The organism is Paenibacillus sp. FSL H3-0302, assembly GCF_037982245.1.
Taxonomy (GTDB): domain Bacteria; phylum Bacillota; class Bacilli; order Paenibacillales; family Paenibacillaceae; genus Paenibacillus_AQ; species Paenibacillus_AQ odorifer.
Genome location: NZ_CP150284.1, coordinates 3,288,787 through 3,312,252 on the forward strand (window position 1 = coordinate 3,288,787; position 23,466 = coordinate 3,312,252).

Below are 23,466 nucleotides of genomic sequence, written 5' to 3' on the forward strand. Positions count from 1 at the left end.
CAGTAAAACCTGATCTTAATATCGGTATTAAAATCAAGCCAAATCATCCCGAAGCGCGTCAATGATATTTTCTTTTTTTATCTTGCTAATGGCATACAACATTGTAATAAACACGATAAAGATTACGCCAAACACGCTAATTGCCATACTGCCCCACGGGAATACAAAATTAAAGTTATCTATCCTTTCTACGGCCACTAACCCTTCATAAATCAGCCACGAGATGATTCCCGCTATTGGAATTCCGAACAGCAACGTCCTCATCCCATAAAAGAAACACTCAAAACTCATCATCTTATTGAAATCGCGGTCGGACATCCCCAACGAGCGGAGCATGGCAAGTTCCCGCCTGCGCAGTCTGATATTTGTGGAAATAGTATTGAATACATTTGCAACCGCAATCAGGGAAATCATAATAACAAAAACATAGGTGAACACATCAATAACAAATATTAAACTGCGGTATTGTTCAACTATTGTATGGACATTGTAAAGGGTATAAGCAGACATCATTCCCGTGTCCTGAATGATCGCTTCCATTTCAGCCACCGATTGCGAGGGATTATTTGAAAGAAAGGCCAGGCCCATTTCCGCATGGGTATCCGGGCTTTTAAAGTTCTCTTTGAGTGAATAGGGAGCTACCACCATAAAAACGTATGGCCGCTGCTCTAAAGATTGCCTTGGAGGCGGATCCACCGGGTACGTATCGACAAACGTAATGTTTATGCTTTGCCCCTGTTCCATCATTTGCTTGTCATTTGTTTGGGGGGCGACACTAAATGTCATGGAATGATTTGCAAACATATTAAACACTTCGCTTGGCCTTTCATTATTATCAATACGCTTTTTGGCAACGGCAATCATCTTCGCGTCCTGCCCGGTATATTCATCTGCAGACAAACCCAATTCTTTGATAAAACTCAGATATTTGCTGTCCTCAATAAACTGGATGTCCATGGGTAGTTGAACCGTTTCGTCCGGCGTAGTATACCCCGCGTATTCCCGGTAACGGTCTGAAAAATCGCTTGCCTTAATTACGGATGTATACACATAAACGGTTTGGTACGAGCTTTCATAAACCCCGTCAGAGGTTTTAAGTTTGTTGTAAAGCGGGATCATTTCGCTGTCGTCCGTCACCTGAGTGGTAAAAAGAATGTCATAGTCCATGTCCATTATCAACTGTTCTGAAAGTCGTTTTAGAGTTGTTCCAAAAGCACTTCCCGATACAAACAGCACGACGCTTAAAGTGAGCGATAACACAATGCTGCGATAACGTTTTTTGTTTCTTTTAAAGTTTTTTAACGCAAGTGTACCCTCCAAACCGTAAATACGCTGTGCAAATTTTGATGTTTTTACCGCTTTCGATTCGGTTTTGACCTCGTTGGTCTGACGAATATTCTCCATCACGGGAGTATTTGCAGCTTTTCTGGCCGGGATATAGGCTGAAATCAAAATGGTAACTAAACTGACTGCTGTAGCTGCGACAATTGCGGGGACAGACAACGATAGGGTTAAAGGCACGGTGCTGTGGAAAGTTTTCCCGAAATTCTCGGCAACCATAGGAATTACAAGTCCGATACTGCCTATGCCGACCATAATGCCAATAGGTATGCCGACTGCACCAATGCAAAGTCCCTCAAATAGCACAGAATTTCGCAGTTGCCTTGCCGTTGCACCCACTGATGCGAGAATCCCGAACTGGCGTGTGCGTTCGTTCAGCGAGATGTTGAACGAGTTATAAATCAGAAAAATCGAGCCTATCATTATTATGGCAACCAAAATGCCGCCAACTGAGTACAGAAGCGTGTTGAACAGTTTATTGTCCGAAGCGCCCATGAAGCGCAGTACATCATCGTTAAAGACATAAGCTCCTGCTCCGACTGTACTGCTTGCGTAAGCCGTTACACCGTGCGGATTTTTCAGTGTGACAAATATACTGAAGTTGTCCGCTTGGTCTTTAGGATCTGCTTTCGTTATCAAGGTGTATCCCGGTGCGGAATGTTCCTCAAAACTGGGTCTTTCGCAGATACCTACAACCTTGTAGGTTCTCTCTGATTTTGGAACAAGGGTTTCTTTGTCCTCTCCCGATTCACCCCCGGTCTGATAAGGGTCGTGTTGGCCGAGATTCTTGTTTCCATTCAATCGGCTTCCAACAGAAAGTGAAAGTGTGTCGCCCAACTTAAATCTAACACCGCCCTTTGCAGTAACGTGAGACGGGACGAGAATCTCCTTGCTATTTTCAGGAAGCCTGCCGGAAATCAGGCTTGTGGGTAAGGTATCAAAGGCTTCCTCACTGAATCCGGCGATGAAAAGATAGGGCTTTTCAGGGCTTTTCCCGCCTTCAAGCGTTGCATAACCGATATTTTCAAATGCTGCGCTGTTTGCAACTTTACTGTCATGGGTTCTCTCTTGCACGAAAGAGGAATCAACATCCAAAAACTCAACGTGCCAACCGCCGTATTTCGCAATAGAACCGTTTACCAGATAATTTAACAGGGAAGTGCCAAAGGTAGCGACAGCCGTAATCATGGCGGCGGACAGAACAACTCCGATCACCGTGACAATCGTTCGGGAACGGCTTTTTTTCATACTTTGCAGTGTGACTTTGTTAAAAATATTCATGGCCGAACCACCTGTTCATCCCGCGTTACTTTGCCGTCTGTTATACCGATAATACGGTCTGCTTGCAGGGCAATATTTTCGTCATGGGTGACGAGGATCAGGGTCTGCCCATATTTTTTATTGCTTTCTTTGAGCAGCTTGATGATTTCATGTCCATTTCGGCTATCTAAGCTGCCCGTGGGTTCGTCGGCAAGCATGACCGCCGGGGCATTCATCAAAGCGCGTCCTATGGAAACACGCTGTTGCTGACCACCTGAAAGCTGATTGGGTAAATGCGTTTTTCGATCTTGCAACCCAAGCATTTCGAGCAGGTCATTTAGCCTTTCCTCGTTGACCTTGCGCTTGTCCATAAGGATAGGCAAGGTGATGTTTTCCACTACATTCAGAGTGGGAATGAGGTTGTGAAATTGGTAAATCAGTCCAACTTGCCGTCTGCGGAAGATGGCGAGTTTTTCATTGCTTTGGCTATATACATCTTGCCCGTTCAAATATACCTTTCCGCTTGTCGGTACGTCTACGCCCCCGACGCTGTGAAGCAATGTAGATTTGCCCGAGCCGGACGAACCGATGATTGCGGTGAATCCTCCCTTTTCAATTGTAAGTGAAACATGGTCAAGCGCAGTAACTTGATTATTTCCCTTACCGTAGACTTTGCATAAATTTTCAATTTTTAAAAACTCCATTATGTGAGTCTCCTTTCTGATGGGTTACCCATATAATAGAACCTTCAACTTACATCTCTGTGACTTTCAGGTGAGAGATCTGTCACTTTGAGAAACGAATGGTAAAGATTGCGCCGCCTTGCGGGTGGTTTTTTGCGGTAATCGTTCCTCCTTGCCGCGTTATAATCATCTTGCAGAGAGCCAATCCAATCCCGTATCCTGTAGCGTTTGGGTTTTTCCCGCGATAAAACCTGTCAAACAAGCAGTGCAAATCTTCTTTCTGAAAACCCGCACCGCTGTCGTGGATGGCAATCTCGGTAAATAACCGGTTATCCGTACAATCAATCTCAATCCTCCCGTGCTCGCCTGCACTTTCTATACAATTTTTGAGGATGTTTTGAATTGCTTGCGAAATCCAACCTGGATCGCCTTGAATAAGTACTACTTTCGGCACGTCTATTTGCAAATCAATATAGCGCAGTTCTATTGGGATTAGGAACGGGCGAAGGGCGGAGCGTATCAAGCTATCTACATCTATCTGCTCGTTTTGGAATACCACAATGCCCGCGTCCAAGCGAGATAATTTTAGTAGAGAAGTAATCAGCCAATCCATCCGCACAAGCAATTCTTCTGTTTCTCGTATAAATGCTTTCCGTTCGTTTTCATTAGGGCTATTCTCTAACAAAGACAGAATGAGGTTGGCTGATGTGAGTGGGGTTCGGAGTTGGTGGGCTATGTCGGCCAGCGAATCGGCAAGATGTTCTTTTTCTTTTTTCAGCGCATCGTTTTGCTCCCGAATGCGCAGTAGCATTTTTGTTATCTCGCTGTGCAGAATAGAAAGCTCGCCCTCGTCCGACTCTTCAATGTACAGAAGGTCAGCATTATGAAGCACAAGGTCGATTTGATGTGAAATCCGTGCAATGCTTATGTATCGGGCTTTGGTAAACACGAAAAACGCTATGCCAAAAGCGGCGGTAGAGGTAGTGGTAAGGATTCCCGCCGCCATATTGATTGCAAATCCCAGCGTCACAGCGGAGGTGGCAATTAAGGAGAACAAAATGACAAAATGTCGAAACTCTCTATTCCGAAGCATACTCGTTCCCCAATCTATATCCCGTCCCACGAACAGTCAGAATAATTTGCGGACTTGCTGGATCGTTCTCTATCTTCTCCCGCAAACGTTTGATGTACACGGTCAGTGTATTGTCATTGACAAACTCGCCTGCAGCGTCCCACAATTCGTCAAGCAGCCTGCCTCTCGTGATAATACTTTTCGAATTGCTAATAAACATCAGCAACAAGCGGTATTCTAATGCTGAAAGAAAGACTTCGCTACCGTTTTTCTCCACAATGCCACTTGCCATATCGACATGAAGCCCGTGAATTTTAAAATCAGATATGGAACGCCCACTTTTTCGCAAGGCGGCTCCAATTCGTGCAATCAATTCACGCGGACGAAAAGGCTTAGTGATATAGTCGTCCGCGCCCATGTTCAGCCCGGTAACAACACTTGACTCATCGCCAGAAGCCGTCAGAAAGATTATGGGAATATCTTGCGTTTTTTTGATTTCCGTGCAAACCGCAAAGCCATTTCCATCAGGCAAAGAAATATCAATCAACGCCAAGTCAAATTTATTTCCGGCAAGCGCGGTAAGGGCTTCACTCCGCGTAGGGACATGAGAGACTGTAAATCCCTCTGAGCGGAGCAGAAGCACAAGGTTTTTAGCGATTGTCTTATCGTCCTCAACCAAAAATATCTGGTTCATTTATTTGCACCGTCCTTTACTTTACTGCAACTATATCGTCCGTTAGCCGGGTTTTTAGCGTCAATTGGAACAAGGCAAGTATTTCCCATTTTTTCGCTGATTCCTTTGTCGTTATATAATCTATGCATAACACCTCCTTAGATCTATTATATTTCTTTTGACAGAAACATACAGTCCGAGGTATAAACAAAAAATAAAGGGTGTGTAAACTTATATTAAAGGCAGAGATATGAACGCTAAAATGTAATAGGGTTAAATAGTATGAAGCTAAATGTAACAGGAAGAAATCTCTCGAAAGAAAAGAGTCTGCAAATTAAGGATGAATTTCAAAAGCAATGTCTGATAAAAGGTTTAAAACAAGAAAAAAGCCGTAGGACTTGATAATCCTACGGCAAATCTCAAAAGCCGAAAACATCCTTATTGAACCGTGACAAATGCGCAGGGGATTTGTTCTGTAATAAAGCTATCCATCTAGTTTAAAGTTGAAAATACCTTACTCTGCTTGGAACTGGAACCACTTAAAATCAAACTGGCTCCCCGGTAGAAATATAAAGGTGACGGTTTGCGGACCGGTTATGCGCTCCAATACAAATTCTCTTTCGCAATAATCACTTGACTGTGTAAACTCCACAAGCTGTCTCTTTTCACCCTCTGGTCCGCTAAATAGAATATGCAGAGTATTTTTATCGATAGGCGAATGCCCGCATAAGGTTAGTTTAGTGCTTCCAGTATGACCGAAGTCCATATCTTTAAAGATGAGAGAGACGTTGTTACCAATATTTTTGATTTGTCCATCTGCCAGCGTAAAGGAATCCCCATAAATCTGATTGTATTCCAGAACGTTAAGTTGTTCGTACGCTTTTAAAGGCTTGTTAAACTGAAAGCCCTTGAGATGAATCTTTTTATGAAGAACAAAACAAAGGGTGGTGACACCTTTTATTCGCTCAGGTAATGGGTAGGTCTCCTCTTGATATACATTCCATATGGATGGTTTTTGATAGGTTACCTGTGTCAGCAGAGCTGCGTTTGGAGCATCCGGTGTACCTTTCCATATATCAATCGTATATTTATCGTTATCTAGCGCGAAGATAGGAAGGGTAAGTTCAGTAGCTCCATAATCACCGAAATCGATGTTGTCAAAACAGATCCAGCTTTCTCCTTCTCTTGCAGTAGCCACTCCGCGTTCATTCCCATTTGTTAAGTTCCGGCTCGTATTGCTATGATAACCAGCGGAAACAAACTCATAAGGATTCAAAAAGGCAGCTCCCATATCTCGAATATGGAATTCCATAAGCGAATACAGGCGCACTTGATCTGCACCGTTTTTCGTTGCACACCGTACATAGACGTCTCCGTCTCCCAAAGCCGAAATTACTGCTTCATGCCCATTTGCCTCAAGAACGGCTATATTAGCGTCAATACCGGCAGCATTCGTAACTCGCCATTCAATTTCCTGATAGGTTGCGTTCTCTGGATGAATTTGCACACGAACCGGAAGTGAACGGGTGTCCTTCGTTAGTTGATTTCCTTGCGGGCATATGATTTCCAGCTTGCGAACGGGAATTTCATCTGATAAATAGTTTTGGGATAACTCGCTCACATCCGATAGTGATTGTGATGAGTGTTGATAAAGTACAAGCTCTTCGTCCTTAGAATGATCTAGCTCTCGTGCTTCAGAAGTCAGTGTAAGCTCAGCAGACTGTAAGCCATGGGAAGATGCACGTACAACGATTGTACCTGACTCCAATGAAGAGGCAATGACCGCAAGCAATTTGCCGCTGAACATCCGGCGACTTGTTCCTTTATATGAATCGTAGTCAGTGCTGTCACCATTATCCAAACCAACAAGACGCCCCGGTCCTTCTACAGTGATTTGAATACGATTATTGGCGTTCTCCACGGGACGTCCTTCTTGATCGAGGGTCGAGATCTCCACAAATACCAAGTCCGATCCGTCAGCAGTCATCTGAGTTTTATCAGGATTCATGACCACAGTGGCCGAATCTCCGAAAGAAGTTACCGTATCATCAGCGATCTGTACTCCGTGTTCATCATAAGCGACTGCTCGGAGAGTACCTTTGCTATAGGGGAGCTGCCATTCCCCAAGCAGCTTTTTACCATGTTTATGGTCAATGTTAACCGTGCCCATGGATTGATCATTAAAGAACAATTCGATTTGTGGTGCGTTGGAGCATACTCGCACATCAATAAGCTGCCCTTCAGAAAAATCCCAGTACGGAAAAATATGAATCATCGGGGCGACCTTGTAATCCGTCCATTCTGCTTGATAAATATAATAGGAATCCTTTTTGAATCCTGCGGTATCCAGTTGACCGAAATACGAGTTTTTAGTGAAGTACGGAGTCGGCTCCCCAATATAGTCAAATCCAGTCCAAATAAATTGTCCAGGTGAGTAGGTCGCATCACGATCTGCGATGATGCAAGCTTCTGTGTTTTTGGCACCCCAGCTAGTAGAACTGTTCCCTAAGGCTGAGCATTGTTCATCATCGTCAGACAATACAGACTGAGCATAAGGGAAGTGGTAGATGCCTCTGCTCTGTACAGTAGACGAAGTTTCACTACCATAAATAATCCAGTCGGGATGTTCCTCATGATGCTGGTCATAGTATTTTTCGGCATAGTTATACCCTGCGAACTTCACTAGATCTGCGCATTTCTGTGCATTCTCCCATGGCATATAGTTGGAACCGATAGTAACCACTGCATTTCCTTTAGGGTCATGAACCTGCACCAGATCACGTAATTCTATGGTTAACTCTTGGCCGCGTTCATCGGCATGGGTGTCGTATATTTCATTTCCGATACTCCACATGAGCATGGAGGGGCGATTTCTATCCCGGCGTACCCAGCTGGCAATATCTTGTTTCCACCAATCCGGATAAAATCTGGCGTAGTCAAAAGGAGTTTTACTGCGTTCCCACATATCGAATGCTTCGGAAACTATGAGCACGCCCATCTCATCCGCTAGTTCCATCAGTTCAACGGCTGGCATATTGTGGGCCGTACGAATAGCGTTTACGCCCATCTCCTGCAGGAGGATAATCTGTCTTTTTAGAGCTGCCTTATTCACCGCAGCCCCCAAACATCCCAAATCATGATGTTGGCATACGCCATGAATCTTCACCTTTCGGCCATTCAAAAAGAAACCTTGTTGGCTGTCAAACTCCATCGTACGGAATCCGAAGGTTTGGATTTCTTCTTCTATTACCTGATCATTCTCCAGCAGTTCAGTTTTTAGGGAATAGCAGTAAGGCTGGTTAATATCCCAGAGCATTGGATTATTGACGGATAAGAGGGCAGAGCTGGATACAGCAGACCCGACTTGTACTGGACTTTCATTTTCTACATGAGAGATACAGATACCTGAAGCGTCCAGTATACTGTGACGAATTATGTAGTGTTTTTCGCTTTGCAATAGATCATTGCACAAGACTTCGGTATCTACCTCAACATTCCAGGAATCCTCTTTTTTGTGAGTAGAGATATAAATACCATCAGGCACAATATGTGTCCCCGGATACGTCTTCAGCCATACACTGCGATAGATGCCCGCACCAGAATACCAGCGTGAATTAGGAGACTCATGAACCACTTGAACATAGATTTCGTTGATACCTTCAATAATGTATGGCGTGATATCTATTTCAAAAGTGGAGTATCCATTTTTCCAGACGCCTGCGATATGGCCGTTCACATAGAGAGTGGAGTCCATGTATACGCCTTCAAAACGAAGCGAGACAAGACTATTTGGCACTTTCTCATCTATAACTATGCTTTTACGGTACCAGCCTTCTCCGCTTTGATATAGATTATGTGTATCAAAAATTAGCCAGTCATGGGGTAAGGTTACGTCGATCCACTCCGAATCAGCTGCTATCACCGATTCTAAAGTGGACTTAAGCGGCTGTTTGCTGAATAACCAGTCATTATTTAATCTTGTTTTCTGACTCATGAATGAAGTTCTCCTTTATCTTTGGAAAATTTAGAAGTGGTTATTAATGATGTGAATGATTTCCGTAAAGCCTTTTGTATTCTTTTTTATCATATCAAAGATTTTGCTAAAAGACATTCACGAAGAAGAGTGAAAAAACTGTTATAACAAAGCTATTGAAATCGCATTCAAAATGATAACATGCTATTGGTAAATTATCTATTTATTTCTTAATATATCTTTTATTGCGGAGGATGAAATTTATACAAAAACAGTACTAATGAATGATGCAAAGAAGTATCTCTGATCTATGAAAAAGATTTTCGCTACAGAAGCTAATGAAAGTGAAGTGAGGGAAATTGCCTGGTACACCGGCTAAGATGTGTTGGGCTTATCGCTGATTTAATACTTTACAAATACTTGTCTGCATGTACTTGTGTTTGTTCGAATAAGTTAGAAAGAAGGACAGGACAAACCATAGGTGGAGATGCGTATAAATGGGGATGCGTAAACAAAGTTTTATTCGTGGCACGTTCATATTAACCGTGTCGTCATTTTTCACAAAAGGGCTTGGTTTTTTGAACGGAGTCTTGCTGGCACGTTTTTTGGGAGCAGAGGGAGTAGGGCTGCTTATGATTGCTCATCCACTGCTTCCCTTATTTATTACGCTGACAGAGCTGGGGCTTCCTGTTGCGATTTCAAAGCTTGTATCGGAAGCTGAGGTTAAGCAGGATGAAGCGCGAGTAAAGCGGATTCTCACAGTATCCTTAAGCATTACGGGTACGTTGAGTATTATATTAACTTTAGTGGCTCTGTTTGGCTCCAAATGGATCGCATCGATTTTTTTGGCCGATCAGCGGGCGTATTATGCTATGGTTGCTATTACGCCGATCATTCCAATTATTGCGATGTCTGCTGTACTGAAAGGTTATTTTCGTGGAAAACAGAACATGAACCCACTTGCCTTTTCCGATATTATTGAGAATCTGGCGCAAATCATTGTCATTATCGGTGTTGTCAACGTATTGTTGCCCTACGGTATTGCCTATGCGGCTGCTGGTGCAATGGCTGCCTCCGTTGTTGGGGAAGGTTTTGGTTTGCTCTATTTATTCGCTGTTTTCAAATGGGCAAATCGAGGTAAGATCAAAACCTCTCCACCACCTACGTCAAGAATTTCAATTAAAGGAGACAGTACGTTGAGAGATTTGCTGCGCATCGGCTTACCGATGACAGGCAGCGGTTTTATTCATTCTCTCTATCATGCCTTTCTACCACTGCTGATTACGAAAAGTCTAGTACTGTTTGGTGTGGGTGTTGAGATGGCGACCAAGCAATTCGGACTTCTGGCGGGTTATGCTCTTCCCATGTTGTTTCTCCCCAGCTTCTTCACACAATCGTTGTCGACTGCATTAATTCCGGCGATCAGCGAAGCAAGTGTGAGCAACAATAGCAAGCTTATGCATAGTCGGATGGATATGGCTATGCGATCCGCGCTTATAGTAGGTTTCCCATGTACAATCATCCTGTACTTATGGGCTGTACCCTTAACAACCATGATCTATCATTCGCCAGAAGCGGGCGAGCTGTTAAAGTTAATTGCACCCTTATTTTTTCTTTATTATTTCGGAGCGCCACTGCAAGCAATTTTGCTTGGTTTGGGGAAAGCATCAACGGTTATGTGGAATCATATTCTTACGAATGTCTTTGAAGTGATTGCGATCTTTGTTCTAGGTTCTAATATTGGAATCGAAGGGGTGGCCATGGGATTCGGACTGGGGCTCTTGCTGCTGACACTGTTGAATTTTTTATCTGTGGCAGGAACGATCGGATTTTATTTTGACTTTCGTATTGTATTCAAGGTGGGAGCAGGAGGAATTGTCATGGCGCTTAGCGGGTTGGCGGCTCACGGAATTCTGGAGCGATTGGACCTGGGGCAGATTATTCAACTGTTCGGAGCGTTGCTTGTTTCGTTAATCACCTATGCAGCAACATTGCAGGTAACCCATGCGTGGGAAAGGGCACCGAAACCACCAACGATTACACCTGTTTCTTGAAAGGAGATATTTCGGTAGCATGCTCCAAAAAGTAAATTGAGTAATGATGCAACCCTCTTTGTACCAGTATGGGGGCGGATGAAGGTCATGGATGGGGAGCAGCGAGATGTTTAACTGTATTTTGTGCAGCTATAATCGTTCAAAACAGTTGTGTATTGAAAATAACTGTATTTCTTACATCTATTCTCACGAGTTAAAGCCTATTAGGTGATTTCTCTTGATTTTAATTGTATAGAATGCAGTTAAAGTCGGAGTTATTCCCTAGCAATATGGATTAAGTGTATAAAATACAGTTATCTCATTAGATTGCGTTAAAATCTTGCGCTACAAATATACGGAGTGGGGATATCAGAAGTTACAGTCATAATTTGCTCAGGCAAACCGCCAGTGATCCAAAATATCAGGCAACGATCCTTGATTATCGGAGATTGCTGCCTAATTGACCATGTGTTAACTACGCTCAATTGCCTCAAAGCAAAAATGGAGTCTATCTCATAAGTAATTTAAGTAATTCCTATTGGGATGATTCATATGGCAAGTTGGATTGATTAGGTAACATTTTGCGCACACGTATTTGCTATCGGACACAGCTGACCTTAAGAGCAGATTTAGCTTACATTTGGAATTTTATCGGACCCCATCGCAGTTATTACCATGAAAAAAACCAAAAATGGCTCTCTTTTTGAGGAATAGTTGCACTGGAGTCCGTAACCTAACTAAAAATCCTAAAAACAAGCAAATAGCGTCTTCTGAGTCCGAAAAGCTCTAAACTTGATCAAGACTGGGTGATTTAGGTAGGTGCAACGGATAAAAGCATTCGACCCCCGGTTCATAACAGCAAAGCAACAATTCTCCTATAACGGATGATCGCTGCTCTGCTGTTTTTTACTAAAAGAAATAGTAGGTGGTCTTTATGGAAAGAAAACATGTAGTATAGTTTGAACAGATGAATACGTACTGGAGCAAGTTATTGGAGAGGGTAGGGGAGCTGATATACCAATCCCATGGCATTTAATGAATGATTTGGTTGCGTTACTGGTTCGTACCCGTTTACGGACTGACTGAAATGGAGATGTATACTATTAAGTAAGTACTGATAAGGAGAGTTTGTCAAAAAGGACGGCAAAAGGTGCGATTCAAGCTTTTACGAGACAGTTAAAAAGTGGAGCAGGAGAACGCTAGTTATTACCGAGTATTACCGAGTATTATCCTTGACCGTATTTTTTTCTGTAATGAGTCAGTGTGAGTAGTGGCCAGATATACTGATAACTATGATAATTGGAATAAAAATTACCGGGGAGACCAGCGCCAGTGGGATAAGAAGTTTTCCAATCCTCTTCATGAATAGACGTGATTAGTCTTTGAATTCCTTTTTCCACCGCAGCTGTTGGCTCTGGCTGAACGGCGATAATCGCATCAAGTGCCCAGGCGGTTTGTGAAGGTGTGCTTTCTCTTAAAGGAACATATTGTAGAAGACGGTCGCTGTGACAAGACTCCCCCCAACCGCCGTCCGAGTTCTGAATGCTTAGAAGCCACTTCACTCCTTTTTGCAATGTATCATGATTTATAGGCAGCCCAACAGCCTGCAGGCCTGTTAATGATGCCCAAGTGCCATAAATATAACAAACACCCCATCTTCCATACCACGAACCATCCTTCTCCTGATGTTGAATCAGCCATTTTGTACCCCTTTTAATGAACTCGTGTTGTGTATTTAAACCAGCGAAGTTTCCGAGAAACTCCAAAGTTCGTCCGGTAAGATCTGCTTCCGAAGGATCAATGGCTGCAGATTTAGCACCATCGATAGCGAGCCATGTGAGCATTTCTTTATTGGTGTTTTTTTCGAATGCCGGCCAGCCGCCGTCGTTATTTTGCATCGATAGGACCCAATTCAGTCCGCGATTCCATGATTCCAGATATGAAGGGTGAATGGTTGATAAGCTTCGGATGGCTCGCAAGGCTGCCGTTGTATCATCTACGTCCGGATTGATTGTATTAGACTCAGAGAATCCCCATCCACCGGGAACTATATCCGGATTATGGATGCTCCAATCAGCAGTTTTATGATGCTGTTTATCCAGAAGATAAGAAGCAGCGTGTTTTATTCCTTTGTGATCAACTGGAATTTGTGCCTCTTGTAAAGCATAGGAGATTAACGCTGTATCCCATATTGTAGATGGAGAGTTTTGAATTGTAGTATTATGATTTGATTGGCATTGCAGCGCGGTGAGACCTCGAATGGCCTGTGTAATTATCGGATGCTGCCGATCATAATCGAGAGCAAGCAGGGCAAAAACCATAAGAATTGTACTGCTGGCATAGCTGTAAAAGGTACCGTCGGATTCGATTCGCTGGAGCATATATTGCTCCGCTTTGTTTTTGGCAGCTTCATGTATGTAGTGTGGACTCCCGAGTAATCTGCTCAAACCCATTTGAATAACATCCTGCATCTCCTGATATCCACGGGTAGGCGATTCATCTCTATCCAATCGTGTCTCCATAAGATCTGACAGATCAGGAGCATGGGTTGTAGTGATCGAAAATCGCCGATCGGCCATAATGAGCATAGGAGTGAGGTGTACCCTAGAGTAGCCAGAGAATTCGAAATAGTTAATTGGGAAGTAAGACGGAAACAAAAGCACCTCCAGTGGAATCGAAGAAATTGCTAAAGGCCACTTGCTTTGACCCGTTGCGGCGAGAATGACTCTAGTTAAGATACTTGTGACCTTGCCTAAACCACCTTTAGACAGTATATAACGCTTAGCCCGAAGTATTGGCTCGTCTGTTATCTTACTGTATCCAGAATAGAGCAGGGCATAATAAGCTTCGACTGATGTGGATAAGTTCCCAGCTTCTTCGTCCTTATATAACTGCCAGCAACCCTCTCGCTGTTGTGCATCAAGAATGCGATCATGTAGCTGCCGAATGAGCGTTTCATTCTGTAGGTTCAACACCCTAAAGAGAATGATCATATAAGCATCGATCACAATCCCGTTCTCAAAACAAAAATGCCATGAGCCGTCATCCTTCTGCTGTTGTAGCAAGAACGTTGACAAACGTTCGATTTCTTCATCTACTTTACTTAGTATATCCGTCATGTTTTGGGTTCCTCCGAAGGGCATCATTTTTAACATTATATGAAGTCGGAGAACAGGACATGAAAAAGAGCTGCTTAGTCGCTTTTACGCAACTTTGCAGCCCTTTTTACATTCCCTCTTAGCATTATTAAACGGTTAATTTTCAATCACAATACGATTTAGCTTGAGATTAACCGGAGCTGCAATGGTGTCACCTACAGGGCATTTGCTCTCCAGAAATTGTACGAACTGTTCGACCTTCTCAGCAGGGGATGGAGTCTTTATGTAGAATGTATACCGAATATCGGAATAGCCAGGACGTACTTCAGAGCGGTTGAAGAATCCGTCGAGATCCAAGTCACCTTCCACATCTACTCTGAAATCTTCAAGCTCCACCTCAAATTTAGAGGCGTAGACCCGAGCTACAATGGATTGGCAGGCACCCAAAGAAGCGAGCAAAGCTTCAACAGGATTCATTCCTGTATCCGTACCCCCTAGACTTGTCGGTTCATCGATGACCAGCTCGAATTGTCTTGCATTAGTAACGACCTTTACGCCGTCTTGCAAATGAGCAGTTGCTTTGAAAGTTTGAACATTTGGCATGTGTTTACACTCCTTCTTGTGGACAAACTAAGGATGATTTAATGTTTCTTATTTTTTGAAATTCATAGTATGTTTCTAGGAATTGTATAGATTATAGTTCTATTCTGTATACCCGTCAATACATGATTAAAATTATAGTTAGGAGGCAGCTAGAGTGTCGACCGAAATTGAGGGCTATTTGGACTATCCTATGGTTGCAATTCCAGGGGGAAAAATAGAATTAAGAGACGATCGGATAAAGCGTAGATGGAAAGTACAATTCAAACCGTTTCTTCTTGCACCCTATCCTGTAACTATGGATCTATCCAATGCTATAATTAATAACTCATCTCAGGGAGATCTAAAGCCGGTTGTGAATATATAGGTGAAGATGGTATACACATTACTTGGGATAAGGAGTCAGACGGCTTCCATCTTACCCGGTCTTATTAATGGGCTATGGTTTTGTAAGTGGAATTAGAGGAGGGAATAATTATGCGCGAAGGGCACATAGATAAGCACGGTTATAACGAGCATCGAGAATACGGAGAGCATGAAGAAATGAATATAAATGGAGTCAAGGAGGGTTCGGAGCATCCTCACAAAAGCGCTCAGACCTTTCGTCGTGCTAGGGCTATCGCATTTTTGGACAAGCTAATGATTAATCGTTCGGCGTTGCAGCAGCAGCTAAACGAGTCAGAGATTGAATCGGCAAAACAAGTCATTAGTGGTGAACTAAAAGCTACGGAAGCGATCATCGATGAGTTCATACATATGTTTCAGATTCATGAGATAACTTCTGATAATAGAGAAGAGAGAAGATAGAACCTAAGCCACTCAGCTATATAGAGGTGTTCATTCCCTAAGTTTTGATATGAATGAAAAAAAGACTTCTGAAGAAATCAGAGGTCTTCTTTATGTGTAGCAAATAAAGAAAAATGTCTAATGTAAAGAGAATACATCATTAAGTAAAACGCTTTCATGTTCACTCGATAAATTGATTTATATAATTAGTCCTGTAAGCAATATAAAAATGGGGGGCGAAAAAGAATGAAAAAAGTCAACAAAAAAAGGATTAACCTAACTCTAACAGTGTTGATGGCTATGTCCATGCTTATCACTGCTTGTGGTGGGAACAACGGGAATAACGTGAATTCTGAGGCTAATGTAAACGCAGGCAAAACGGGAAAAACCTCTGCGGCGGAAGAGAAGCTCAAGATTACTATGTGGTCCCAATTCGCGGATCCAAATTCTAAAGACGGCGGGTTTGTTGGTTTTTATAAAGCACTTAAAGCAACCCAGGCTAAATTTCCTAATGTTGAAATCGAGCATGTGGGTGTTGGGGGCGAATCTTATAAAACAAAAGTGAAAGCGGCTTCAGCCGCCAATGAGCTGCCCGACATTTTTTACACCTGGGGTGGCGGATTCTCTGAGCCATTTATAGCGGGGAACCGGATTTTGTCCATTGATGATCTCGCAAAAGATGGAACGCTGGACCAAATTGTACCAGGTACGACAGACAATTTCATCTTCGATAGCAAGCTTTACGGTCTGCCGATCAATATAGCTACTGCTCAAATGTACGTCAATAAAGAACTATTTGAGCAAGCAGGAGCGAAAATTCCGGAAACATGGGATGAGCTTGTTGCTGCGATTGAAGCACTAAAAGCAAAAGGCATTCAGCCGATTGCACTTGGGGCTAAAGACAGATGGCCAGCAATGCAATGGAACGCGATTCTAGCCATCCGGATGGCAGGCGTGGATGCTGTAAATGCCGCTTTAACGAAAACAGGATCATTCGACACAGCTGAATTCACAGAAGCTGCTGCGAAATACAAACAATTGATTGATGCGGACTCCTTCGGCAAACATTTTGTTGGAACTTCTTATGATGACGCGACAAATATGTTCCTATCAGGCAAAGCAGCTATGATGTTCATGGGCGCTTGGGTCAACGGACAGATTGAAGATGATAACTCTCTGGTCAAAGGTAAAGTGGTACCGATTAAATTTCCAACCATTCCAGGGGGGAAAGGAAATGCTGACGAGTGGTTCGGAGGTTCGGGTGAAACATTCGTGCTCAATGCCGATCTGAAAAACAAGGAAAGAATATGGGAAGTATACAAGTTCTTTATTGAGACCATGTCTAAAGAAGTATTTCTGGCTGGTTCAGGCTCCTCAGCATGGAAAGTTGATGTAGGTGACACTTCTCAAATGAATCCACTGGCTCTGCAAATTGGTGAATTGTCCTCATCAGCAACTGGTTTCTCCTACTGGTGGGATCAAATGCTGAATGGTAATGACACTGAATCTATGTTCGGTTCGCTGATGAAATTCGTCGCCGGAAAAACAACACCTGAAGACTACACGAAAGAACTACAGAGCAAGGTCAATCAAGGACAATAATCTGCGTCAGGCGGCGAGAATTGTTCGCCGCCTGATCGATTTAAGGTGGAGTGAAGTATGCATCAAGTATTCGGAAACAAAAAGGCTATCGCCGTATTTGTTGTTCCTGCTTTGATTTTATACATTCTTGTTGGCTTTTTCCCGATCCTTCAGTCTATGTATTACAGTCTGCTGGACTGGGATGGGATACAACCGGCTAAATTTATTGGTTTAGCTTCTTATAAGGATTTATTTTTTGCAGATACGTACGGCATGGATTTTAATCATTCGATACTTAATACGTTGTATCTGGCAGTTCTTTCTGTTTTCATGCAACTTCCGATAGCTCTGGTGCTCGCTCTGGTTCTTGCCAGAGGGGTGTGGGGTGAAAAGCTGTATCGTACTTTGTATTTCATTCCAGTCTTGGTATCTTCCTCTGTCATCGGGGTTATGTTTCTGAAAATCTATCAGCCTGAATATGGCTTGCTGAATACGATACTCAATCAACTAGGCTTGTCCTCCTGGACACATGATTGGTTAACGGAAAGCGGAACTGCACTAATAAGTGTTATGATTCCAATCGTTTGGCAATATATCGGCTACCATATGCTTCTAATGTACGCTGCCATCAAAGGGATTCCTGAAGATTTGTACGAGGCTGCGAAAATTGACGGAGCATCAAGTATAAGAACCGCCTTCTCTATCACTATTCCACTTATTTCACCGATCCTGAAGGTATGCGTCATATTTGCTGTTTTGGGATCATTGAAGTTTTTCGATTTAGTCTTCATTATGACCAATGGCTACCCTACACCGGAAACTAGTGTTCCAAGTACATTGATGTATTCGTCGATTTTTAATCGCAATATGTATGGGTACGGCAGCGCGATGGCCGTGTTTATGGTTGTGGAATGTCTCTTTTTCTACTTAGTTCTACAAAAACTGATCAGAACCTACGATGATAAGGAGGAGAGCTAATGACAACAACACATAACCGCCGCTGGCCAAAGGTTGTTTTGCAGATTGCGTTTCTAATCTTCGCAGTTATTCAACTGTATCCGCTCGTGTGGCTTGTATTTTCCTCCTTTAAAACAAACATAGAAATTACAGGCTCAAATGTGATGGGCTTGCCTAATGAGTGGCGGTGGGCGAACTACGACTACGCACTTTTTAAGGCGAATATCGCACGTAACTTTTTGAACAGCCTTATGTATACAACGGTAACTGTCATTATTTCTGCTCTGTTATCGGCAATGGTTTCTTTTGCTGTCGCAAGAATGAAGTGGAAGCTTAATAATGTGGTGCTTACTTTCTTCATGCTGGGATTGATGATCCCTGTTCATGCTACGCTGCTACCTGTCTTTCAGATGTTAAAAATGACAAGCTTGCTGAATACGCCTTGGGCCTTAATCATTCCTTATACCGTTAGTGCACTTCCTACTACAATCTTTATCATGATTGGTTTCTTTAGAGCGCTGCCAGGGGAGTTGGAAGAAGCCAGCGTTGTAGACGGCTGCAATATTTATCAGGTTTTTTTCCGTATTATGCTTCCGCTTGTAAAGCCGGCTATCGTAACCACTTCCATCTTTACTTTTTTATCCGCTTGGAACGAACTGATGTTTGCCAATACATTCATTAATGATCCTGACTTAGCAACAATTACCGTCGCCATCAATTCGTTTAAAAGTGCCTATGCCACAGAATTTGGACCTATGTTCGCAGGAATGGTTGTGGCTACACTACCCATGATCATTATCTACTTGTTCCTAAGTAATCAAGTCCAAAAAAGCATTATTGCCGGGGCAGTTAAGGGTTAAAGCAATGGGATAGGAATCTTTCGAAAAATGCTATACTAGTGTCGTATTGAAGAAGCTATAAATAAAAGTCCGTATTCGCTTAATGTCGGCCAGGAGGTTACCGATGAGGTTTGCACGTATCCGATCACAAATCGTTTTTTACTACTTGGTCTTATTAGTGGTTTCCATGATTGCAAGCGGTATTATGTACCAACGAATCAATGAGAAATTCACCGAGGAAAAGGTAGGTGAGGTATCGCTTCAAACCTTGAACGCCATGAATTCCGGAATCGAATCACTTCTTGACAGCACGAATAATTATTCCAAGATGATCGTGTCGAACAATACGGTTCAGGAAATTTTGGGCAGTGATCTGGCGGGTAACGACATCGGAATTTTAACTTACAAGCTAGAGGTTGCTCTGTCAGATTTTATGCTCGCAGAGCCCTCTATCTCTTCTGTGTATCTATTCGATAATGCAGGACGTAAGTTTGCGATTGATTTGCAGTCTGCAAAACCGATCAGAACGGATGGGATCGAGTCAGCGGAATGGTACTCCGAGGCGGTCGCCTTAGACGGAAAAGCAATTTGGAGGAAAAATGCCGGAGGTATCTTCAATTTTGAGACGAAGGAACCCCAGCAGGATCCACAATATATTTCTCTGATTCGCATCGTAAACGACATGAACACTTCCAAGAAAATAGGAGTATTAGTCGTGAACATTACGGTTCAGGAGCTGAAAAAAAGCTATGAACGTTCGATCAACGATAATAAACCTGATTTAATGATCGAAACTGGATATGAGACACTCCTTGATTTTTCACGGCCTGAATTATCGAACTATACAAACTCTTCTATGCTTGATGTGCCGCTCGGCAGTAGCAAAATCGTAAAGATCAAAGATCATAATTATCTGATCTCTTCTCTGGTTTCAATGGATCGTGGTTGGAGGTTTACTAGCGCTCAGCCTCTGGGGGAATGGGAAAGCCCCTATCGTCAATTTAATCTGATGCTGTTAATGATTATGTTGTTTAATTTCATTTCTATATTTTTAGGTTCCGTCTGGATTTCTAGATTCATTACTACACCTATTTTACATATGCTGCGATCCATGAAAAAAGTGGAGATTGGAGATTTCAGTTTGGTTCGGTACGAGGCGAGAACGGATGAGCTGAACCAGTTGAAAGATAGGTATAACAATATGATTATGACCATTGAGCAAGCGCTGAAGCGGGAGAAAGAAGAACAGAAATTGATTCGGAAACTCGAATTGGATATTTTGCAGCAGCAAATTAAACCACATTTTTTATATAACACGTTAGAATCAGCTGGCTATTTAACTTTGTCAGGAAATAATAATGAGGCGTACCAGATTATTTCTGAGCTTGCAGCCTTCTATCGTCAGAGTCTTAGTAAGGGCAGTGATGTAGTAACGTTAAGAGAAGAAGTAGAGATCACTAAAAGTTATCTGAGTATACAAAATATTCGCTATCCAGAAATTTTCATCAGTGAAATTGAGGTGTCGGAAGAAGCTGAGTATGTTCGGATACCCAAATTGACGCTTCAGCCGCTTGTAGAAAATGCGCTTTATCATGGTATTCGCCCTTTAGGGGAGTGTGGTAAGATTCGCATCCTTGCCCGTATTCAGGGGAATCGACTGAAGCTAGTCGTGGAAGATGATGGTGTGGGGATGAATGAAGACAAACGTCGGGAAATGCAAGCTGAGCCCTATGGGCAAAATGAGTCCAGTTTTGGGTTGCGCGGTACTTTGATGCGTTTGAAGCTGTACTATGGGGCGGACATGAATTGTAGTTTGGTCAGTGCACCGGGAGAAGGAACTCGGATTGAATTGGAACTACCGCTTGAGGAGGGGAATAGTCATGGAGCTTGAACTGCTCAGAGCCATTATTGTGGATGATGAAATTAATGCGAGAAAAATTGTTCCCATCATTATAGATTGGCAAGCAGTTGGTTACAGATTCGTAGGTGAGGCCTCGAATGGAAGCGAAGCGTTAGATCTGATCGAAACCATGAAACCGGATGTAGTATTTACAGATATCAGTATGCCTTTTATGGATGGACTGGAATTAAGCCGGTTGATAAAAGAAAGGTATCCGCTAGTCAAAATTGTGATCATCACTGCACATCCCGAATTCGAATATGCAAAAAGAAGCCTGGACATTGGAGTGCAAAATTTTATCTTGAAGCCGCTCCAAGCCGAGGAGGTACGAAGAGTTGCGGTAGATCTTCATGGGAAAATCCGGGAAGAGACAGAGCGGTGGAACGAATATCAGGAGCTGAATCGACAGTTAAAAGAACACGCCGTTCAACTAAAAGAAAAATTTCTAAATGATTTGCTATCAGGCCTCTGGGACCCCGATCAGTTGGATAGCCGATTCCATTACTTTTTTCCTGAATCAGCGAACAGCTTGTTTTCAATCATGCTTATTGAACTTCAAATTCCCTTAGAAGAAGGGGAGGAACAACGAATCCTGCAGTCTTTGCGTTGTAAGAGGTTTATTGATTACGCGCTTGAAGATTATGAGGGAATCGAAGTTTTTTTTGATAACAGTCAACGGATTGTCCTTCTTAATAGAAAAGATAATCAGAATCTTACGAAGATTGGAGAGTGGCTGGCCCAATCGCTCCATGAAAAGCTTGGATGTAAAGCTTGCATTGGCGTAGGTAGTACCTGTACGGATTTCAATAGGATCAAAGAATCCTATAAAGAGGCGCTGGAGGCAGTTAGATATGGTAAGTTAAAGGGCAGTAACGCCATCTATTTTTTTAATGATGAAATTCATTTCGGGGGCCGATCCTGGGAAGCTAAGACGAATGAAATTGAGGAAATTTTGTTTTTTGTAAAAGCTGGTGTCTTAGACAAGGCTGTGCAATCCATTGAGAAAATGTTTCAGGATTTGGAGAAGTCCAAGGCTTTTTCTGTGGAACGAGCTAGGCTGGTTTCGGCCCAATTTGTCTCCACATTAATCAATTCACTCGCTGAAATGGGAGTTATACTAGATAATAATCTTTCTTTCGATATTTCGCCATATAAAAGGATTTTTGAGCTCGATAGCCTGCCAGACATGCAACAGACATTACTTGAACTCACAGAGAAGATAACCTCTCAAGTAACCCGGGCACGAAGCAAAAAAACTAATAATATTATCCATGAAGTTAAAGAATTTATTCAACAGGAGATGCACATTCCGGAGATGTCTTTATCCTATGTATCGAATAAATTCCACATGAATTCCAGTTACTTTAGCCGGATCTTTAAGCAGGACACAGGGATTAGCTTTACGGATTATCTTCTCAAGTGCAGAATGGAAAAAGCGGTGAAGCTTCTGAATGAAACGGATTGGAAAGCTTATCAAATTGCTGAAAAGGTCGGCATTAAAGATCCATTTTACTTCAGTAACTGTTTTAAAAAAGTAATGGGAGTATCCGTTCAGGAGTATAAGAAAAATAGCTTTTCCCTATAAATCACTCCGTTGAATTTGATAATTTTTCTCTTTAAGCCCGCACTTTATGCGGGTTTTTTATTGTTTTTTTTAGATATAAAGTAAGCAATAATGATGTTACAAAATGGAAAAATGATCTTGACAGAAATGGTTTCTATCGTATACATTTGTATACATGAAGAGCGCGTATACAAATGTATACACCGCAAAAGGAGGAAATAAAATGCGTGAAGGACATGTCGGCAAACGTGGCGGTCATAGGGAACATGGAGAGCACAGAGATCGTGAGGGACGTGGCGAACACAGAGATCGTGGCTTTATGAAACATGGGATGACGGAATCAATGGATCCACATCCTAAAAGTGCTCAAACTTTTCGCCGTGGCAGAGCCATCGCTTTTTTAGATAAGCTTATGGTTAACCGGGCTACATTACAGCGGCAGTTAAATCAGCCTGAGCTTGAATCGATTAAACAAGTGGTTAGCGGTGAATTAAAAGCAACGGAAGCGATCATTGAAGAGTTTAAACAAATCTTTCAGATTCATGAGATCGCTCCAGAAGATACAACATCAAAAGTTAATAAAGAGGAGAGTAAAGAAAAAGATGAAAATAACTGAGCTCATTAAAACCCGTAGAAGTACAAAACAATTCAAACAGACTCCAATTCGTGAAGAGGAGTTACATTCATGGCTGGAGGCTGCAAGTTACGCTCCTAATCATCGTATGACCGAACCTTGGGAGCTTCTTTTCATCGGACCCAATACTAGAGCGAAATTAAAGCATAAGACGGATTTTGGCAACGCACCTGTTGTTTTTGCAGTTCTGTCTAAGCCTGCCGCAACTGCGTTTGAACGCGATGAGAATGTTATGGCTGCTGCTTGTTTCGTACAAAATTTCTTATTAGCTGCACATGAAGCAGGTGTAGGTACGTATTGGGCTTCGCTGGGGGCTTTGCCTCATAATCGTGAGATTCTTAGTGTTCAAGAAAATTACGATGTTATTGGGATATTTGGAATGGGGTATCCGGAGGAAGTGCCGAATGCGAAACCCAGAACACCGATTAGTTCTAAAATCACGTATTTATCTTAAACAATTGAAGGTGGCGGA

The 23,466-nt window shown here is 42.6% G+C and carries 16 protein-coding genes and 1 pseudogene; 10 read left to right on the top strand and 7 right to left on the bottom strand.

Features of this window, described 5'->3' with window-relative positions:
* Window positions 1-33: 33 nt before the first annotated feature.
* The 5 genes from MHH50_RS14675 to MHH50_RS14695 form a co-directional block, all read right to left on the bottom strand.
* Window positions 34-2,622 (bottom strand): ABC transporter permease, encoded by a 2,589-nt coding sequence (locus MHH50_RS14675; RefSeq protein ID WP_076125712.1) that lies wholly within the window; start codon window positions 2,620-2,622, stop codon window positions 34-36.
* Complete coding sequence (locus MHH50_RS14680) at window positions 2,619-3,305, bottom strand: ABC transporter ATP-binding protein (protein WP_076125710.1); 687 nt, start codon at window positions 3,303-3,305, stop codon at window positions 2,619-2,621. Before MHH50_RS14680 ends, MHH50_RS14675 begins: the two co-directional genes overlap by 4 nt.
* 82 nt (window positions 3,306-3,387) lie before the next feature.
* Entirely contained in the window at window positions 3,388-4,377 is a 990-nt protein-coding gene (locus MHH50_RS14685; protein ID WP_076280659.1) for a HAMP domain-containing sensor histidine kinase, read from the bottom strand.
* A complete protein-coding gene (locus MHH50_RS14690; protein ID WP_076278442.1) occupies window positions 4,364-5,050 on the bottom strand; it encodes a response regulator transcription factor in 687 nt (228 codons plus the stop codon). Before MHH50_RS14690 ends, MHH50_RS14685 begins: the two co-directional genes overlap by 14 nt.
* A gap of 493 nt (window positions 5,051-5,543) precedes the next feature.
* Entirely contained in the window at window positions 5,544-9,023 is a 3,480-nt protein-coding gene (locus MHH50_RS14695; RefSeq protein ID WP_340034529.1) for a sugar-binding domain-containing protein, read from the bottom strand.
* Between the two features lie 476 nt (window positions 9,024-9,499).
* Between MHH50_RS14695 and spoVB the strand changes: the two genes are divergently transcribed.
* Complete coding sequence (gene spoVB, locus MHH50_RS14700) at window positions 9,500-11,056, top strand: stage V sporulation protein B (protein WP_076302059.1); 1,557 nt, start codon at window positions 9,500-9,502, stop codon at window positions 11,054-11,056.
* Window positions 11,057-12,261: 1,205 nt separating this feature from the next.
* On the opposite strand, the gene shc is transcribed toward spoVB, so the two are convergent.
* Window positions 12,262-14,154, bottom strand: a complete 1,893-nt coding sequence (shc, locus tag MHH50_RS14705; protein WP_076309402.1) for a squalene--hopene cyclase — start codon at window positions 14,152-14,154, stop codon at window positions 12,262-12,264.
* Window positions 14,155-14,289: 135 nt separating this feature from the next.
* The gene (locus MHH50_RS14710; RefSeq protein WP_076125698.1) at window positions 14,290-14,736 is read right to left on the bottom strand and encodes an OsmC family protein; all 447 of its coding nucleotides are present in this window, start codon (window positions 14,734-14,736) and stop codon (window positions 14,290-14,292) included.
* A 190-nt stretch (window positions 14,737-14,926) separates the two neighbouring features.
* Between MHH50_RS14710 and MHH50_RS14715 the strand changes: the two are divergent.
* From MHH50_RS14715 to MHH50_RS14755, 9 genes and pseudogenes are all read left to right on the top strand, one after another.
* Window positions 14,927-15,094: pseudogene (locus MHH50_RS14715) on the top strand (formylglycine-generating enzyme family protein); the annotation flags it as partial.
* Window positions 15,095-15,210: 116 nt separating this feature from the next.
* Window positions 15,211-15,540, top strand: coding sequence for a hypothetical protein (locus tag MHH50_RS14720; protein ID WP_256717452.1), 330 nt, complete (start codon window positions 15,211-15,213; stop codon window positions 15,538-15,540).
* Window positions 15,541-15,765: 225 nt separating this feature from the next.
* A complete protein-coding gene (locus MHH50_RS14725; protein WP_076307788.1) occupies window positions 15,766-17,121 on the top strand; it encodes an extracellular solute-binding protein in 1,356 nt (451 codons plus the stop codon).
* 57 nt (window positions 17,122-17,178) lie between these two features.
* Entirely contained in the window at window positions 17,179-18,078 is a 900-nt protein-coding gene (locus tag MHH50_RS14730; RefSeq protein WP_076125692.1) for a sugar ABC transporter permease, read from the top strand.
* Window positions 18,078-18,917 (top strand): carbohydrate ABC transporter permease, encoded by an 840-nt coding sequence (locus MHH50_RS14735; protein ID WP_076125690.1) that lies wholly within the window; start codon window positions 18,078-18,080, stop codon window positions 18,915-18,917. Before MHH50_RS14730 ends, MHH50_RS14735 begins: the two co-directional genes overlap by 1 nt.
* Before the next feature lie 103 nt (window positions 18,918-19,020).
* Window positions 19,021-20,787 carry a sensor histidine kinase gene (locus tag MHH50_RS14740; RefSeq protein WP_340034530.1) on the top strand — a complete coding sequence of 589 codons (1,767 nt, stop codon included), beginning with the start codon at window positions 19,021-19,023 and terminating at the stop codon, window positions 20,785-20,787.
* Entirely contained in the window at window positions 20,777-22,381 is a 1,605-nt protein-coding gene (locus MHH50_RS14745) for a response regulator (protein ID WP_340034532.1), read from the top strand. Before MHH50_RS14740 ends, MHH50_RS14745 begins: the two co-directional genes overlap by 11 nt.
* 202 nt (window positions 22,382-22,583) lie before the next feature.
* Window positions 22,584-22,976, top strand: coding sequence for a hypothetical protein (locus tag MHH50_RS14750; protein WP_076125684.1), 393 nt, complete (start codon window positions 22,584-22,586; stop codon window positions 22,974-22,976).
* On the top strand, window positions 22,963-23,448 hold the full coding sequence (locus MHH50_RS14755; protein ID WP_076184571.1) for a nitroreductase: 486 nt from the start codon (window positions 22,963-22,965) through the stop codon (window positions 23,446-23,448). Before MHH50_RS14750 ends, MHH50_RS14755 begins: the two co-directional genes overlap by 14 nt.
* Window positions 23,449-23,466 lie beyond the last annotated feature (18 nt).

Excerpts from the sequence above, each read along its gene's own strand:
- MHH50_RS14695 (WP_340034529.1), bottom strand. The coding sequence starts at position 9,023 with ATGAGTCAGAAAACAAGATTAAATAATGACTGGTTATTCAGCAAACAG.
- MHH50_RS14690 (WP_076278442.1), bottom strand. The coding sequence starts at position 5,050 with ATGAACCAGATATTTTTGGTTGAGGACGATAAGACAATCGCTAAAAAC.
- MHH50_RS14720 (WP_256717452.1), top strand. The coding sequence starts at position 15,211 with ATGCGCGAAGGGCACATAGATAAGCACGGTTATAACGAGCATCGAGAA.
- MHH50_RS14750 (WP_076125684.1), top strand. The coding sequence starts at position 22,584 with ATGCGTGAAGGACATGTCGGCAAACGTGGCGGTCATAGGGAACATGGA.
- MHH50_RS14745 (WP_340034532.1), top strand. The coding sequence starts at position 20,777 with ATGGAGCTTGAACTGCTCAGAGCCATTATTGTGGATGATGAAATTAAT.
- MHH50_RS14725 (WP_076307788.1), top strand. The coding sequence starts at position 15,766 with ATGAAAAAAGTCAACAAAAAAAGGATTAACCTAACTCTAACAGTGTTG.
- MHH50_RS14755 (WP_076184571.1), top strand. The coding sequence starts at position 22,963 with ATGAAAATAACTGAGCTCATTAAAACCCGTAGAAGTACAAAACAATTC.
- shc (WP_076309402.1), bottom strand. The coding sequence starts at position 14,154 with ATGACGGATATACTAAGTAAAGTAGATGAAGAAATCGAACGTTTGTCA.
- MHH50_RS14740 (WP_340034530.1), top strand. The coding sequence starts at position 19,021 with ATGAGGTTTGCACGTATCCGATCACAAATCGTTTTTTACTACTTGGTC.
- MHH50_RS14685 (WP_076280659.1), bottom strand. The coding sequence starts at position 4,377 with ATGCTTCGGAATAGAGAGTTTCGACATTTTGTCATTTTGTTCTCCTTA.
- MHH50_RS14710 (WP_076125698.1), bottom strand. The coding sequence starts at position 14,736 with ATGCCAAATGTTCAAACTTTCAAAGCAACTGCTCATTTGCAAGACGGC.
- spoVB (WP_076302059.1), top strand. The coding sequence starts at position 9,500 with ATGGGGATGCGTAAACAAAGTTTTATTCGTGGCACGTTCATATTAACC.
- MHH50_RS14735 (WP_076125690.1), top strand. The coding sequence starts at position 18,078 with ATGACAACAACACATAACCGCCGCTGGCCAAAGGTTGTTTTGCAGATT.
- MHH50_RS14730 (WP_076125692.1), top strand. The coding sequence starts at position 17,179 with ATGCATCAAGTATTCGGAAACAAAAAGGCTATCGCCGTATTTGTTGTT.
- MHH50_RS14680 (WP_076125710.1), bottom strand. The coding sequence starts at position 3,305 with ATGGAGTTTTTAAAAATTGAAAATTTATGCAAAGTCTACGGTAAGGGA.
- MHH50_RS14675 (WP_076125712.1), bottom strand. The coding sequence starts at position 2,622 with ATGAATATTTTTAACAAAGTCACACTGCAAAGTATGAAAAAAAGCCGT.